The sequence below is a fragment of the Aeromonas sp. R2-2 genome (assembly GCF_040908355.1).
In the GTDB taxonomy this organism is placed as follows: domain Bacteria; phylum Pseudomonadota; class Gammaproteobacteria; order Enterobacterales; family Aeromonadaceae; genus Aeromonas; species Aeromonas veronii.
Window position 1 is genome coordinate 23,548 of record NZ_JBFODQ010000089.1, and the last position, 13,433, is coordinate 36,980.

A 13,433-nucleotide genomic window follows, 5' to 3' on the forward strand; every position below is an offset into this window, starting at 1 on the left:
TTACTGCACCGCTTCGTTGCGGGCCAGCGGCTGGACCGACTCGGCGATGCGCTTGGCGGTTTCGGCAGGCACCTCACCGACCACGGTGATCTCGACCCCCACCTCGTTGACATAGCTCACCAGCGAGGTCGCCCCCTGGCGGATCAGCTGCTGGCGCACCGCCTGCTTGGGATCCACCCGGGAGACGTAGACCGAGAGATCCACCAGCCCGTCGGAGAGCATCATGTAGTCCACCGGCATACTGGTGGTCACCAGCTGGTGCCGGTCTTGCGACAGCACCTTGAAGCCATCGGGCAGCCAGGTGATCTGCCAGTTCAACTGCTGTTGTGGCGCCGGATAGGCATCCTCCAGCGCCAGCGCCGGAGGCTGCTTGCTGTTGGCCAGCTTCACCAGCCAGGGGGCCGGTTTGCTCTGCAGATCCAGCTCGACACCGAGCACCTGCTCCACCAGATTGCCTTCCCGCTCGACCATGTCGATCCGCAGCAGCAAGTGGCTCTGCTCATCAATCCAGAGCACGAAACCATATTTGTCGGCCTCTTTAGGCACCAGCCTTACCACCTGCGCCACCACACCGGCAACCCGGCTGCGGCCGGCCAGCACAGGATCATAGCTCTCCAGCACCTGTGCCAGCGGCATCTTCACCAGGGTCGACCAGATGCCGGGGAAGCGGGCATCCTTCAGGGTGTAGGGATCGTGGCTGTTTTCAAAGAAGGTGTATTCGTTCTGGCGCTGGAGATACTCGATCGCCTTGCCGTCGAGGTAACTGAGGTGGGCCACTTCCTTGCCGTTGATCACGGCATGGCTGATCCGGATCGGTTCAAGACGCCCCTGACGGGCCTTGACCATGGACAACTCGAAATTCTGTTGCTGCACGGCACTCTGCATCTGCTGCAACAAGGCCTCGGCCGACTTATCGTCGGCCGAGGCCTTGGCACTAATCAGCAGGAGAGAGGCCAGCAAAATACGGCTGGACTGGCGCACGTTTGTATCCCTGACAATTCGTTATTGTTGGATCTGTCTGTCTTGCAACAGGCGCTGCTGCAACTGGTGGTCACGCAAGAAGGCGTTAATCCGCTCCCGCTGCTCCTGCATCTGCTGTTCGGTCAGCCCTTGCTGACGGGCACGGGCGCCATCCTGTTGCGGATAGTGAACACTCACCGGCGCCGCACTGCCACCGATTGGAATGGTATTGAGCACCGGATTGGCCGGAACGCCATCCTGCCCCTGATACTGCTGCACCCCGAAGATAACGGCAGCGGCCACGGATGCCGCAATGGCATATTGACCCAGTTGCTGACCAACACGGCGGAACAACGGAACCACATTAGAATCTGTCTTGACCGGTGCAACGGCAGGTTGCAGCACGGGAGCCGTCTCGACCGGCTTGGGTGCCAGTATGGTGGGCTCATCCTCCAGCGCAGCCATGATGCTGTCACTGAGATCCAGTTGCAGATTGACCGGCAGGTCACCCCGCATGGCATCGCCGATCAGGTGGTAACGACCCCAGGTATCTTGCAAGTCGGAGTCCATCTCCAGCTCGTTCAGTACCTCTGCGTCACTCAGGTCACCATCCATCAGGGCAGAGATTTGCTCTTTATTTGCCATAAGTTAACCCGTCTTTCCCCAGTTAATTCTCGATCAGAGGTTGCAGCTTTTTATCGATTGCTTCCCTCGCCCGGAAGATACGGGATCTGACCGTACCCACTGGGCAATCCATGATTTCGGCAATCTCTTCGTAGCTCAGCCCTTCCAGTTCGCGAAGGGTGATAGCTGTCCTCAGGTCTTCCGGCAATGCCTCTATGGCTGAAAACACGGTGCGTTTGATCTCGTCAGTCAGCGCCAGGTTTTCAGGGGTTGAGACCTCTTGCAAGGCTTCACCACCACCATAAGACTCCGCTTCGTCAGCCTCCACATCACTGCTGGGCGGCCTGCGCCCCTGGGAGGTGAGATAATTCTTCGCCGTGTTCACGGCAATTCGGTACAACCAGGTGTAAAAAGCACTTTCGCCACGGAATGTCGGCAATGCACGGTAGGCTTTTATAAAGGCCTCTTGCGCCACATCGGGCACATCACCGGGATTGTTGACATACCTGGCAACCAGGTTGACCACCTTATGCTGGTATTTTTTTACCAACAGGTTGAAAGCTGCTTTATCGCCGCGCTGGACCCGTTCAACCAGCTGTTCGTCCAGTAGATTCTGGTCGCTCATCAGAGCCGTAAAACCCCCATCAGGTTATCGTTTTTCTTTTCCGGCCCTTCCTAAGCGCACAAGTTCAGACAGGGAGAATCAGAGAAAGTTCGCTTCAATTGAAAAAAATGTGATGCAGGCTGCATCCTCGCCCTCGCTTGGGCTACCATGGTGCCAGTTCTTAATCCAGGCCAATGATACTTATGAAAGCAAGTGTTGAATACCTTTGCGATGTACTGATCATTGGCAGCGGTGCCGCTGGTTTGTCCCTCGCGTTGCGATTGGCAGACCACGCCAAAGTCCTGGTTCTGAGCAAGGGGCCCATCAGTGAAGGGGCCACTTTCTATGCGCAAGGAGGCATCGCTGCCGTTTTCGACGAAACCGACAGCATCGAATCCCACGTGAGCGACACGCTCAACGCGGGCGCCGGGTTGTGTGACCCGGCAGTGGTCGAGTTCACCGCACGCCACGCCCGCGAATCCATCCAGTGGCTCATTCAGCAAGGGGTCCCCTTCGATCAGGAGGAGAACGCCGACGGCGAGTCCCAGTACCACCTGACTCGTGAAGGGGGCCACAGCCATCGCCGCATCTTCCACGCGGCGGATGCCACCGGCAAGGCGGTGCAGCTCACCCTGATCGATCAGGTGCGCGCTCACCCCAATATCCAGCTGATGGAGCGCTTCAACGCGGTCGACCTCATCACCACCCGCAAGCTCAACCTGCCAGGCAACAAGGTGCTCGGCGCCTACGTCTGGAACCGCAACGCCGAGCAGGTCGAGGTGATCCGCGCCCGTTTCGTGGCACTGGCCACCGGTGGTGCCTCCAAGGTCTACCAGTACACCTCCAACCCGGATGTGAGCTCTGGCGATGGCATCGCCATGGCATGGCGGGCCGGTTGCCGGGTGGCGAACCTGGAGTTCAACCAGTTCCACCCCACCAGCCTGTTCCACCCGGACGACCCCAACTTCCTGCTGACCGAAGCGCTGCGTGGCGAGGGGGCCTATCTGCGCCGCCCGGACGGCAGCCGCTTTATGCCGGAGTTTGATGAGCGGGCCGAGCTGGCACCACGGGATATCGTCGCCCGCGCCATCGACCACGAGATGAAGCGGCTCGGGGCGGACTGCATGTATCTGGATATCAGCCACAAACCGGCCGATTTCATCATCAAGCACTTCCCGACCATTTATGAGCGTTGCCTCGCGGTCGGCATCGACATCACCAAGGAGCCGATGCCCATCGTGCCTGCCGCCCACTACACCTGTGGCGGCGTGATGATCGACAACAACGGCCAGACCGATATCCCCGGCCTCTACGCCATCGGCGAAGTGACCTACACCGGTCTGCACGGCGCCAACCGCATGGCCTCCAACTCCCTGCTGGAATGCGTGGTCTATGCCCATCAGGCAGGGGCCGATATTCTGGCCAAGCTGCCGATGAGCGTGGAGCCGCCGCGCCTGCCGGTATGGGACGAGAGCAAGGTGGAAGATTCCGACGAACTGGTGGTGATCCAGCACAACTGGCACGAGCTGCGGCTGATGATGTGGGACTACGTGGGGATAGTGCGTACCAACAAACGCCTGGCCCGCGCCAAGCGCCGCATCGACCTGCTCAAGCAGGAGGTGCAGGAGTACTACGCCAACTTCCGCGTCTCCAACAACCTGCTGGAGCTGCGCAACCTGCTGCAGGTAGCCGAGCTTATCGTCAACTGCGCCCTGCAGCGCAAGGAGTCTCGCGGCCTGCACTACAACCTGGATCATCCGGATATGCTGCCGGACTCCAAGCCAACCGTGCTGACCCCGGAGCGGGATTAATCCCCCTTCCTGCCAAGCGTTGCAGCAATCAGTGACCCCGCCCCGGCGGGGTCACTTGTTTTCAACTGCTTTTCAGCCACAAAAAGAGTGTCGCCAGCCACATGGCAACAGCTTATCGCGATAAATCAGCGCATGGTCATCACGGTAAAGCAGGCATCAGCGCCGAGACGGCAGAAAGTGGATGGCTCGCGCCAGCAGGCGGTAATGTTCGGGGGAAAGGGCGTCGGAGAAGATCCACAGTTGCCGTGGCGACACAACTCCACTCTCTTGCTGCTCGGGACAAAGCGCCAACCTGAGCACGCCGGGCAGAATGCGGCTTTTCTTGTCGAGCTGATAGCGACGACCTTGCCACTGCAACCACTGGCCATCCCAGACGAGCTCGAACGGGGGCGCGGCGAGCGCACGCCAGCTCAGCCAGAGCGCCACGAGCCAGACGGGCAGCAACAGTGCCCACTGCCAACCGGCAATCAGGCCAGCCACCGGCCAGAGCAGCAACAGAAAGAGGGCCACCAGCAAACATTGCTGATGGCGGGAGGGGTGAACCGTCATGATCACCCGCTCCACAGGATTACCCCTGGCGGTCGTGGCGCGCCTGATTGCGCTCCAGGATCATCGGGATCATGGCGGCAAATGCCGGATCGGCAGGGACACCATGACCCATGCACCATTTGAACAGATCCGGATCGTCGCTCGTCAGCAGGCGGATAAAGGTCTGCTGATCGGCTTCGCTCAGGGAGTCGAACTCGTGTTCGAAAAAGGGCATAAAGATCACATCCAGCTCGAGCATACCGCGACGGCAGGCCCACTTCAGGCGGGATTTTTCAACTGGGCTCAACATGGCACTCTCCTTACAAAGACCGGGGGATGGTACCAGCTGGATTTTCCGGCTGACAAACATTAGTTACGTCTTTACCATGCAGCTCACATACTTTCTCTCTGGAATACCATCGTGAGCCTGCAACCACCTGTTTTTCCTGCCGAGCCGACCCGCTTCCCCCTGACCAAGCTGGCCATCACCCGTATCAGCGGCCAGGATCGCGCCAAATATCTGCAAGGTCAGGTCACCTGTGATGTCAACGCCCTGCAACCGGGGCAACAGACCCCGGGCGGCCACTGTGATCCCAAGGGCAAGCTGTGGAGCAATTTCCGCCTGCTCTGTCTCGACGACAGCCTGCTGCTGCTGACCAGCCCTTCAGTGCTGGAACGTCAGTTGCCGGAGCTGAAGAAATTTGCCGTATTCTCCAAGGTCGAGATCGCCGCCGATGAACGCCACGCCACCGGGATCGCCGGTACAGGCAGCGATGGGTGGATCGCCGCGCAGTTTGGCCTTGAGCAGAGCGGTCTTATCGACGGCGGCATGGCGGTGAAGATTGAGCAGGATCGCTGGCTGCTGGTGAGCAATAAGCAAGCCGACGCTCTGCCGCAAGGTGACGAGTCACTCTGGTGGGGGCTCGAGATCAAGGCGGGCCTGCCACACATGGAAGCGGTGCATCAGGGGGAGTTCATCCCGCAGATGCTCAACCTGCAGGCACTGGACGGCATCAGCTTCAACAAGGGCTGCTACATGGGGCAAGAGACGGTGGCCCGCGCCAAGTATCGCGGCGCCAACAACCGCGCCCTGTTCCTGCTGGCGGGGACTACCGGCGAGCCGGTCGCCAGCGGCGATATCCTGGAGCTGCAACTGGGTGACAACTGGCGCCGCAGCGGCATGGTGCTCAACGCCTGGCAACATCAGGGTCAGGTGTGGCTCACCGCCGTACTGCCGAAAGATACCGAGGCTGACGCCCAATTCCGTCTCAAGCAGGACGAAGGCTCCCGCCTCACCCTGCAACCCCTGCCTTACGCCCTGACCGAGTAAGGTCGGCTAGCGAGGCACCCGCGCCAGCAGTGCCTCCTTCAGCCAGCGCCCCGCCTGCCCCAGCGGGCGGGCGCGATGCCACTGCAACTCCAGCGCCAGCGCGTGGCTGGCGATAAAGTCCGGCTCCAGCACCACCACTTCGCCGCGAGCCAACGGCTGATGCAGCAGAAATTCCGGGATGGCGGACCAGCCAAGGCCCCGCTTGACCAGCTCCAGCACCCCGAGATCCCCCTCGACCCACCACACCTGAGCCGAGATGCGAAAGCGCTGACGCTCGCTCCCTTCCCGTCGGCCGGTGACCATCAGCTGGCGCGCCCCCTGCAGATCGACCTCCTGCAGCGGCTGCTTGCGGGCCAGCGGATGATCCGGTGACACCACCAGCGGCATGGTCACCTCCCCCAGCGAATGGGCGACAATCTCCCGCTGGGGATGCACTTTCTGATAGCTGATGCCGAGCTGGGCCCGCCCGGTCACCAGCATCTCGGTCACGTCCTCCATCAACGGGAAGAGCAGCTCCAGCTCCACGGTCGGATAGCGAGTGGCGAACTCCTCCAGCAGGGTGCCGAGCCAGGGGAGGTGGGAGTCATCATCGATGGCCAGAGTGAGCCGAGTCTCCACCCCGGCCGCCAGCTCCCCGGCAATGGATTGCAATCGTTCACTCTGCGCCAGCAGGATCCCCGCCTCCTGCACCATGCGGGCCCCCGCCTCCGTCAGCTGCGGATAGCGGCCGCTGCGGTCAAACAGGGTGAGCGCCAGATCGATCTCCAGATTGGCGATGGCGCTGCTCACCACCGACTGCGCCTTGCCCAGCTTGCGGGCGGCAGCGGAAAACGAGCCGGTTTCGGCGGCCGCCAGCAAGATCCTCAGTTGTTCCAGTGATGGCGTCATCTTATGGCCCTCCGGCAAGCCCTCTCATCCATCTATTTTAGCGATGGAGACCAACATGAATCTATCGCTAAAGATCTATAGATTAACCAGCAATCCGTGAATGAACCTGATTGAGAGAGTGACTTATGCGTACCCGTAACGATCGCCTGCGCCATGCGATTGGCTTTGAATTTATTGGCCTGCTGGTTGCCGCCCCGCTGGCCAGCTGGGTTACCGGGGTCGGGCTCAACCATATGGGCCCGCTGGCACTGTTCTTCTCGGTGCTGGCCACCGTCTGGAACTACATCTACAACATCGGGGTCGACAAGCTGCTGCTGAAATATCAGGGCCATACCCACAAGACCCTGTGGCAACGGGTGCTGCATACCTTCGGCTTTGAGGGCGGTCTGCTGATCGTCGCGCTGCCGGTCATGTCCTGGTGGCTGAGCGTCAGCATGCTGGAGGCGCTGGTGCTGGATCTGGGCTTCGTCGTCTTCTATCTGATCTATGCCTTCGTCTACAACTGGGGCTATGACAAGGTGTTTCCCATCCCCCGCGAAGTGCCGCACGGCATGCCCCAAGAGGCGCGCTAAGGCACGAATCAGTTGGATTGAAACCGAGAAGTGAAGGTCAACAAGGGAAGGCAACAGAAGAAACGACACGGCCTCACCATGGCAAACATGATGGGGCCGCAAGAGGGATCAGCGCAGGCAGGCCGGCTGATTCTGAGGTAAGGATTCAGGCCTGCCCGTGGCTCAAGCCTGGGCCTTGAGCTCTTCGCCGCTCTCGTCAGTTGCGACCACCTCTTCAGGCTGGGCCTGAGCGGTCTGCAGCGCTTCCAGCTCGCTCTGATAATCGCTCAGGATCTGCTGGGCAACCGCCATATCTCCCTTGTGTTTGCGCTCGAACAGATGGTGCTGCACCACGCCGTTGAGATACTCCACTGTAATGGGCTGCTCCAGGGTGGCCATCAGCTCCTCTTTCTCCAGCTCGGCATTGATTTCATCGGCGGTCGTGCGCAGCAGCCCGGCCAATTGAACCAACATGCGGCGCTCACCTTCGCGCAGCAGGCTCAACATGCGGTTTCTCTGCTGCTCATTCTGTTGGGTCATACATTTCCTTACGTCAATTGGGAACAAGCTCGCTCATTCTGCCCTGTCCCCATGACAGCGTCTATCTCATGCCCCCCACAAATTTTTGGCGCTGGCTCACAAATGGCTACAGATGCTATTTGAAGCGGCTCTGGGGTATAGTAGCCGCTGATTTTCGGGCGCTTTTTTCACCTTCATCCGCAGACAGGGATGAGACGGCAAGGGCGCCTGCCCGGTTTACCCCAACGAGGTGAAGATCCGCTTTATGACCGACGCCATTGTGGTGCTCTGCACCTGCCCAGATCAAACCAGTGCCGACCTTCTCTGCGAACAGCTGCTGAACCAGCGGCTGGCCGCCTGCATCAATCAACTGCCGGGCATTACCTCCGTCTATCGTTGGCAAGGCAAGGTGGAGCGCGCCACCGAGATCCAGCTCATCATCAAATCCCGCCAGTCGCGCTTTGCCGAGCTGCAGGCATGTATTCAGGCCAATCACCCTTATGAGGTGCCCGAGCTGCTGGCTCTGCCGGTGAGTGCCGGACTACCCGCCTATCTCGACTGGCTCAATGGGGAGACCTCATGACGTTCATCCGCTTGCTCTCTCCCCTGCTGCTGCTCTGTGCCCTGTTGACGACAGCGGTGGGCAGCTCCCCAGCCCACGCCAGCGGCGCCGATCTGCTCAGCTCGCTGGGTATTGAGGCCAACGCCAAGCCCAAATTTTTGCAGGTCGATGAGGCCTTTCAGATCGAGAGCGAACGGCGTGGCGATCAGCTGCTGCTAACCCTCCACATCGCCGACGATTACTACCTCTATCGCCACAGCCTGCGCTTCAAGGCGAACAACCTCACCTTCAGCGAGCCGACCCTGCCAGAAGGCACCGAGCACGAGGATGACTTCTTCGGCAAGACCCGGGTCTACTACCAGCAGGTGAGCATCGCGGTGCCGCTAAAGGAGGTGGGGGAAAATGCTACCCTGCGGGTGCGCTATCAGGGCTGTACCGACGGCCTCTGCTATCCACCGACCGACAAGCTGATCGATGTGGCCCCGCTGGTCACGGCAACCACAGCGTCAACTGCTGATGCGGCACAAAGCGTCGCACCGGTTAGCCAGCAGGATCAGCTGGCCGCCGCCCTCGGTAATCAGGGTTTTTGGCTCAGCATCGTCGCCTTCTTCGCGCTGGGGCTGGGGCTCGCCTTCACCCCCTGCGTCTTCCCCATGTATCCCATTCTGACCGGCATCATCGCCGGTGCCGGCCATCGCCTCTCCACCGGTCGCGCCTTCCTGCTCTCCTTTGTCTATGTGCAGGGGATGGCGGTCACCTACACCTTGCTCGGACTGGTAGTGGCCTCGGCTGGGCTGAAATTCCAGGCGGCGCTGCAACACCCCTATGTGCTGATCGGTCTATCGGTGATGTTCGTGCTGCTGGCCCTCTCCATGTTCGGACTCTATACCCTGCAACTGCCGAGCGGTTTGCAAACCCGTCTCTCCGGCCTCTCCAACCGCCAGCAGGGCGGCTCAGTAGTCGGGGTCGCCATCATGGGGATGATCTCTGGGCTGGTCTGCTCCCCCTGCACCACGGCGCCGCTCTCGGGGGCGCTGATCTACGTGGCCCAGAGCGGCGATCTCTGGCTCGGCGGGGCGGCGCTCTATGCGCTGTCACTGGGGATGGGTCTGCCGCTGCTGCTGCTCGGCACCTCGGGTGGCAAGCTACTGCCCAAGGCGGGCGCCTGGATGGATGTGATCAAGCAGCTGTTTGGTTTTGCCCTGCTGGCAGTGCCGATCCTGCTGCTGTCACGGCTATGGAGCGATCAAGTTACTACCCTCGCCTGGCTCGGCTGGGGGCTGCTGCTGTGCGGCTATCTCTATCACCACAACCAGCACCAGCCCCACTCGGTGGCCAAAAGCGTACGCGGCTTCGTGCTGTTGCTGGCGATGATCAGCGCCGTGGTGGTGGGCAAGGATCTGCTGCAACCGGCCACCCCTGCTGCCATCACGGCGGATGTCAGTCAAACGGCGCCGCGGTTTATCCGCGTCAAGACGCTGGATGATCTCAAGGTGCAGCTGGCCGCCGCCCGCGGCAAGCCGGTGCTGCTCGACCTCTACGCCGACTGGTGCGTCGCCTGCAAGGAGTTCGAGCACAAGACCTTCAGCGATCCCACGGTGAGGGAGCGCTTCGGCCAGATGGTGCTGCTGCAGGCGGATGTTACCGCCAACGACGATGCCGATATCGAGCTGCTCAACAGTCTCAATGTGCTGGGGCTGCCGACCCTGATCTTCTTCGACCGCGAGGGCAAGGAGCTGACAGGGCAGCGGGTCACCGGTTTTATGGGGCCTATCCCCTTTGCCAAACATCTCGAGATGGTAAGTGATGCACACTGAGTTGCGTCGGCTGCAGACAAGCGATGCACCTGCCTTGCAGCGGCTATTCGAGTTTGCCCCCTCCTATCAGGCGGCGGTGAGCAATGACCCTCTCTCTGCACTGGCGGGAGAAGAGGAACTTGTCGCCTGCCCACCCGGCCTGCCTCTCTCCGACAAACATCTCATCGGCCGCTGGGAGCAGGGAGAGCTCACCGCTGTCATTGATCTGCTGCGCGGCTACCCCAATCCAGACACCGCCTATCTGGGTCTGTTACTGGTGGGGGAACCCTGGCAAGGGAGTGGCCGTGGTCAGTCGCTCTATCTTCACGCCTGCACGATGGCAAGCTCATGGGGGGCTACCCGGCTTCGCCTGTCAGTGATTGCCAGCAATGAGAGTGCTCTATCCTTCTGGCTGCGCAGAGGGTTCACCGAGTGCTATCGCCGCGAGCTGGCAGGTTATCGGGCCGAGGCCATCGTGCTGGAACGTTCACTGGAACCGTGAGCCGAGGTTTGCCGCCGCGCATTCGCGTGGCACAATCGCCCCTCTCGTTTTGCACTTGTCCGGAGTTTTGATGAAAAAGTGGTTCATCCCCCTGCTAGCCCTCTGGCTTTATGGCTGCAGTGCAGGGCCCGGTGAAGAGGATATCCGCCAGCAGGTCACCGCCAAGCTGCTGGCCGAGACAGACGCCAACCTGTTCGATATCAGCGACTTCACCATCCTCAGCAAGGAGGAGCGGATGGAGGGGGTCTATCTGGTCAAGGTGAGTTACCAGCTCCACTTCAAGCAGGGGCTCGATCAGTTGCAGGTGTTGCACGACGAGGATCTGGTCTACGACCGGGTTGGCCCCTTCCAGCAGGAGATGGGGCTGATGGAGCTCGAGCGTAAATATGGCGAGTTCGAGGCAGGCCAAGTGCTGCCACAAGAGGGCGAGGTGTGGATGATGAAGGGCGAACAGGGCTGGCGACTGGCGGAACCGGCCCAATAAAGCGCTTTCCGCCCCTTATGCTCTGCAACGACTGGACTGCCGTTGCCAACCAGCTCAAACCTGGGTATCGACCCGATACCCTTTTCGCTCGGCAGGTTCGCTCGGCAGCTTGCTGGCCAACCCTGAGAGTACCTCCTTGAGGGTGACCCCGCTCTCTGCCGCACCACTGCTCTCCAGCAGCTTGGTCAGCTGGCTCTGCAAGGGATTGACCGCTTCACGCTCGGCTCCTTGCTCGCTCTCTTTTTCCTGTCCGCCCTGCTGATCCAGCTTCTCCAGCAGGCGCTCCAGATCCTGTTTGAGCGGGTTTTCGCTGCTGTCGGCGATGACGAGTTTGCGCTGTTCCTGCTCTTGCCGCTGTTGTTGCTGCAATGCCAACTGTTGCTCCTGCTGCTGTTGCAGGGAGCCCATCATGGTGTTGATGAACGCTTCCAGCGAATCTCTGATTGAAACAGTGCCACCGCCGCTGCTCTCCCCTTGCGCTGACAGTCCCAGCTCATCCAGCACAGCGCCAAGGTCGCGCACCAGGCTGTCACTGCCCGTTGATGGTGAAGTCGCAGCCCGCTCCTGTGCCTGCACGGCGGGAGAACCCTGCCGTTGCGCCAGCGGGCTGAGCCCGCCTGACGCGATTACATTTATCTCCATCTTGGCCCTCCTCTCCCCGCCCTCTGGCCATTTTCGGCAAATATTCCGGCAATCTGACAACCCTTTGCCCATTGGCAGATAACCGCTCTCACACCTAAAAGATAGCGCCAACCGGACGAGATTGGCGCGAATGCATCTTTTGGTCTATCAGGCGGAACGATAGTGCTAACCCGCTATAAACAAGAGGTTGGCAAGGGGGCTGGCGTTCAGCCATCACTGCGCAGGCTGACAATGGGGGTCAGAAGATATCCTTCATCCGGTGCCACAACATTCCCAGTGCCAGCAGCGGAGAGCGCAGCGCCGGGCCGCCGGGGAAGGTGATATGGGGCACGCTGGCAAAGAGATCGAAACCCCGGCTCTCGCCGCGGATCGCCTCGGCCACCAGCTTGCCCGCCATATGGGTGGCGTTGAGGCCGTGACCCGAATAGGCCTGGGCGTAGAACACGTTTGGGTATTCCTTCAAGCGGCCAATCTGCGGCAGCCGGTTGGCGCCGATCCCGATCATGCCGCCCCACTGAAACTCGATGGCAGTGCCAGCCAGCTCGGGGAAGACTCGCAGCATCTTGGGCAACATAAAGGCCTTGATATCCTTCGGGTCTCGCCCCGAATAGTTGCAGGCGCCGCCAAACAGCAGGCGGCCATCGGCAGAGAGGCGGTAGTAGTCGAGCGCAACATTCTGGTCGCACACCGCCATGTTTTGCGGCAGCAATCGCTGGCGCAAGCGGCGATCCAGCACCTCGGTGGCGAGAATGTAGGAGCCGGCCGGCAGCACCCGCCCTCCCAGCTCCGGATTGAGGTCATTGAGGTAGGCGTTGCAGCCGATCACCAGATAGTCGGCTGTGACCCGGCCGTGGGCGGTGGTCACTTCAACCTGCTTGCCGTAATCGATATGGGTCACTCTGGAGTGTTCAAACAGGGAAACCCCGAGGCTGGCGGCGGCGCGCGCCTCGCCGAGCGCCAGATTGAGGGGATGGAGATGGCCGGAGCCCATGTCGATGAGGCCGCCGATATAGCGATCCGACCCCACCACGCTATGGATATCTTCCCGCGGCACCAGTTTGAGTTCGTGCTCATAGCCCAGACTCGCCAGATGGTCGAGATCTTCCTCGAAGCCGGCCAGATGGCGCTGACGGGTGGCAAGGTCGCAGTAACCCCAGGTGAGATCGCACTCGATATTGAAACGCTCGACCCGCTCGCGCACCAGTTGCACCGCCTCCAGCCCCATCAGGTCGAGATCGCGCACCCCATCCTCACCAATCCAGCGGGCAAACTGGCTGGTATCGTGGCCGATACCGCGAATAAGCTGGCCGCCGTTGCGCCCGGAGGCGCCCCAGCCGATTCGGTTGGCCTCCAGCAGCACCACCTTGTAGCCTGCATCAGCCAGGTTGATGGCGGTGTTGAGGCCGGTAAAACCGCCGCCGATGATGCAGACATCCGCTTTCAGCTCGGCCTCGAGTTCCGGCCACTGCTGCGGATCGTTGCGGGTCGCGGCGTAGTAGGAGGCCGCGTGCTCCTGATATCCGATGTGCTTTCCTGCCTGCATGTTCAGCATCCTGCCTTGTTGCAAATTGTTTAATAAAATAAGCAAACTTGTTTCGATAATACCCAGCTACGGCACGGCAAACCAGCTAC

16 protein-coding genes are annotated in these 13,433 nt (G+C 60.7%); 7 read left to right on the plus strand and 9 right to left on the minus strand.

The window, feature by feature from the left end; translation table 11 throughout:
• From AB5Z09_RS18645 to rpoE, 3 genes are read right to left on the minus strand one after another with little or no spacing between them, the layout of a single operon-like run.
• Positions 1 to 981, minus strand: a complete 981-nt coding sequence (locus tag AB5Z09_RS18645; protein WP_005335407.1) for a MucB/RseB C-terminal domain-containing protein — start codon at positions 979 to 981, stop codon at positions 1 to 3.
• A gap of 21 nt (positions 982 to 1,002) precedes the next feature.
• The gene (locus tag AB5Z09_RS18650) at positions 1,003 to 1,605 is read right to left on the minus strand and encodes an RseA family anti-sigma factor (protein ID WP_005335409.1); all 603 of its coding nucleotides are present in this window, start codon (positions 1,603 to 1,605) and stop codon (positions 1,003 to 1,005) included.
• A gap of 22 nt (positions 1,606 to 1,627) precedes the next feature.
• Complete coding sequence (gene rpoE, locus AB5Z09_RS18655; protein ID WP_005335411.1) at positions 1,628 to 2,209, minus strand: RNA polymerase sigma factor RpoE; 582 nt, start codon at positions 2,207 to 2,209, stop codon at positions 1,628 to 1,630.
• 182 nt (positions 2,210 to 2,391) lie between these two features.
• Here rpoE and nadB point away from each other — a divergent pair, with 182 nt between their 5' ends.
• A complete protein-coding gene (gene nadB / locus AB5Z09_RS18660) occupies positions 2,392 to 3,999 on the plus strand; it encodes an L-aspartate oxidase (protein WP_005335413.1) in 1,608 nt (535 codons plus the stop codon).
• A gap of 156 nt (positions 4,000 to 4,155) precedes the next feature.
• Here the strand turns inward: nadB and AB5Z09_RS18665 are convergent, their stop codons facing one another.
• Both AB5Z09_RS18665 and AB5Z09_RS18670 read right to left on the minus strand, forming a co-directional pair.
• Positions 4,156 to 4,548 (minus strand): protein YgfX, encoded by a 393-nt coding sequence (locus AB5Z09_RS18665; RefSeq protein ID WP_159157559.1) that lies wholly within the window; start codon positions 4,546 to 4,548, stop codon positions 4,156 to 4,158.
• A 19-nt stretch (positions 4,549 to 4,567) separates the two neighbouring features.
• Positions 4,568 to 4,837 (minus strand): succinate dehydrogenase assembly factor 2, encoded by a 270-nt coding sequence (locus AB5Z09_RS18670; RefSeq protein ID WP_113739619.1) that lies wholly within the window; start codon positions 4,835 to 4,837, stop codon positions 4,568 to 4,570.
• A gap of 111 nt (positions 4,838 to 4,948) precedes the next feature.
• Between AB5Z09_RS18670 and ygfZ the strand changes: the two genes are divergently transcribed.
• A complete protein-coding gene (gene ygfZ, locus AB5Z09_RS18675; RefSeq protein ID WP_368195969.1) occupies positions 4,949 to 5,857 on the plus strand; it encodes a tRNA-modifying protein YgfZ in 909 nt (302 codons plus the stop codon).
• Between the two features lie 6 nt (positions 5,858 to 5,863).
• Here ygfZ and AB5Z09_RS18680 read toward each other — a convergent pair whose 3' ends face one another.
• A complete protein-coding gene (locus AB5Z09_RS18680) occupies positions 5,864 to 6,745 on the minus strand; it encodes a LysR family transcriptional regulator (RefSeq protein ID WP_368195970.1) in 882 nt (293 codons plus the stop codon).
• A 125-nt stretch (positions 6,746 to 6,870) separates the two neighbouring features.
• Between AB5Z09_RS18680 and AB5Z09_RS18685 the strand changes: the two genes are divergently transcribed.
• Complete coding sequence (locus AB5Z09_RS18685) at positions 6,871 to 7,317, plus strand: PACE efflux transporter (protein WP_368195971.1); 447 nt, start codon at positions 6,871 to 6,873, stop codon at positions 7,315 to 7,317.
• A 162-nt stretch (positions 7,318 to 7,479) separates the two neighbouring features.
• Here AB5Z09_RS18685 and AB5Z09_RS18690 read toward each other — a convergent pair whose 3' ends face one another.
• Positions 7,480 to 7,836: a hypothetical protein gene (locus tag AB5Z09_RS18690; protein ID WP_368195972.1), complete on the minus strand. Its 357-nt coding sequence runs from the start codon at positions 7,834 to 7,836 to the stop codon at positions 7,480 to 7,482.
• A 244-nt stretch (positions 7,837 to 8,080) separates the two neighbouring features.
• Between AB5Z09_RS18690 and cutA the strand changes: the two genes are divergently transcribed.
• The 4 genes from cutA to AB5Z09_RS18710 all read left to right on the plus strand — a co-directional run bounded on the left by cutA (position 8,081) and on the right by AB5Z09_RS18710 (position 11,159).
• Positions 8,081 to 8,398, plus strand: a complete 318-nt coding sequence (cutA, locus tag AB5Z09_RS18695; RefSeq protein ID WP_058056979.1) for a divalent-cation tolerance protein CutA — start codon at positions 8,081 to 8,083, stop codon at positions 8,396 to 8,398.
• The gene (locus AB5Z09_RS18700; protein ID WP_368195973.1) at positions 8,395 to 10,194 is read left to right on the plus strand and encodes a protein-disulfide reductase DsbD; all 1,800 of its coding nucleotides are present in this window, start codon (positions 8,395 to 8,397) and stop codon (positions 10,192 to 10,194) included. Before cutA ends, AB5Z09_RS18700 begins: the two co-directional genes overlap by 4 nt.
• Positions 10,184 to 10,675 carry a GNAT family N-acetyltransferase gene (locus AB5Z09_RS18705; RefSeq protein ID WP_368195974.1) on the plus strand — a complete coding sequence of 164 codons (492 nt, stop codon included), beginning with the start codon at positions 10,184 to 10,186 and terminating at the stop codon, positions 10,673 to 10,675. The genes AB5Z09_RS18700 and AB5Z09_RS18705 overlap by 11 nt, the downstream gene beginning before the upstream one ends.
• Before the next feature lie 70 nt (positions 10,676 to 10,745).
• Complete coding sequence (locus tag AB5Z09_RS18710) at positions 10,746 to 11,159, plus strand: hypothetical protein (RefSeq protein ID WP_139428700.1); 414 nt, start codon at positions 10,746 to 10,748, stop codon at positions 11,157 to 11,159.
• A gap of 54 nt (positions 11,160 to 11,213) precedes the next feature.
• Here AB5Z09_RS18710 and AB5Z09_RS18715 read toward each other — a convergent pair whose 3' ends face one another.
• Both AB5Z09_RS18715 and AB5Z09_RS18720 read right to left on the minus strand, forming a co-directional pair.
• On the minus strand, positions 11,214 to 11,801 hold the full coding sequence (locus AB5Z09_RS18715) for a hypothetical protein (protein ID WP_368195975.1): 588 nt from the start codon (positions 11,799 to 11,801) through the stop codon (positions 11,214 to 11,216).
• A 238-nt stretch (positions 11,802 to 12,039) separates the two neighbouring features.
• Entirely contained in the window at positions 12,040 to 13,344 is a 1,305-nt protein-coding gene (locus AB5Z09_RS18720) for an NAD(P)/FAD-dependent oxidoreductase (RefSeq protein WP_368195976.1), read from the minus strand.
• Positions 13,345 to 13,433: the final 89 nt, after the last annotated feature.

Coding starts and splice junctions, on each gene's coding strand:
- AB5Z09_RS18700 (WP_368195973.1), top strand. CDS start 8,395: ATGACGTTCATCCGCTTGCTCTCTCCCCTGCTGCTGCTCTGTGCCCTG.
- AB5Z09_RS18715 (WP_368195975.1), bottom strand. CDS start 11,801: ATGGAGATAAATGTAATCGCGTCAGGCGGGCTCAGCCCGCTGGCGCAA.
- AB5Z09_RS18670 (WP_113739619.1), bottom strand. CDS start 4,837: ATGTTGAGCCCAGTTGAAAAATCCCGCCTGAAGTGGGCCTGCCGTCGC.
- AB5Z09_RS18680 (WP_368195970.1), bottom strand. CDS start 6,745: ATGACGCCATCACTGGAACAACTGAGGATCTTGCTGGCGGCCGCCGAA.
- AB5Z09_RS18685 (WP_368195971.1), top strand. CDS start 6,871: ATGCGTACCCGTAACGATCGCCTGCGCCATGCGATTGGCTTTGAATTT.
- AB5Z09_RS18720 (WP_368195976.1), bottom strand. CDS start 13,344: ATGCAGGCAGGAAAGCACATCGGATATCAGGAGCACGCGGCCTCCTAC.
- nadB (WP_005335413.1), top strand. CDS start 2,392: ATGAAAGCAAGTGTTGAATACCTTTGCGATGTACTGATCATTGGCAGC.
- AB5Z09_RS18650 (WP_005335409.1), bottom strand. CDS start 1,605: ATGGCAAATAAAGAGCAAATCTCTGCCCTGATGGATGGTGACCTGAGT.
- AB5Z09_RS18665 (WP_159157559.1), bottom strand. CDS start 4,548: ATGACGGTTCACCCCTCCCGCCATCAGCAATGTTTGCTGGTGGCCCTC.
- rpoE (WP_005335411.1), bottom strand. CDS start 2,209: ATGAGCGACCAGAATCTACTGGACGAACAGCTGGTTGAACGGGTCCAG.
- AB5Z09_RS18690 (WP_368195972.1), bottom strand. CDS start 7,836: ATGACCCAACAGAATGAGCAGCAGAGAAACCGCATGTTGAGCCTGCTG.
- AB5Z09_RS18710 (WP_139428700.1), top strand. CDS start 10,746: ATGAAAAAGTGGTTCATCCCCCTGCTAGCCCTCTGGCTTTATGGCTGC.
- cutA (WP_058056979.1), top strand. CDS start 8,081: ATGACCGACGCCATTGTGGTGCTCTGCACCTGCCCAGATCAAACCAGT.
- AB5Z09_RS18705 (WP_368195974.1), top strand. CDS start 10,184: ATGCACACTGAGTTGCGTCGGCTGCAGACAAGCGATGCACCTGCCTTG.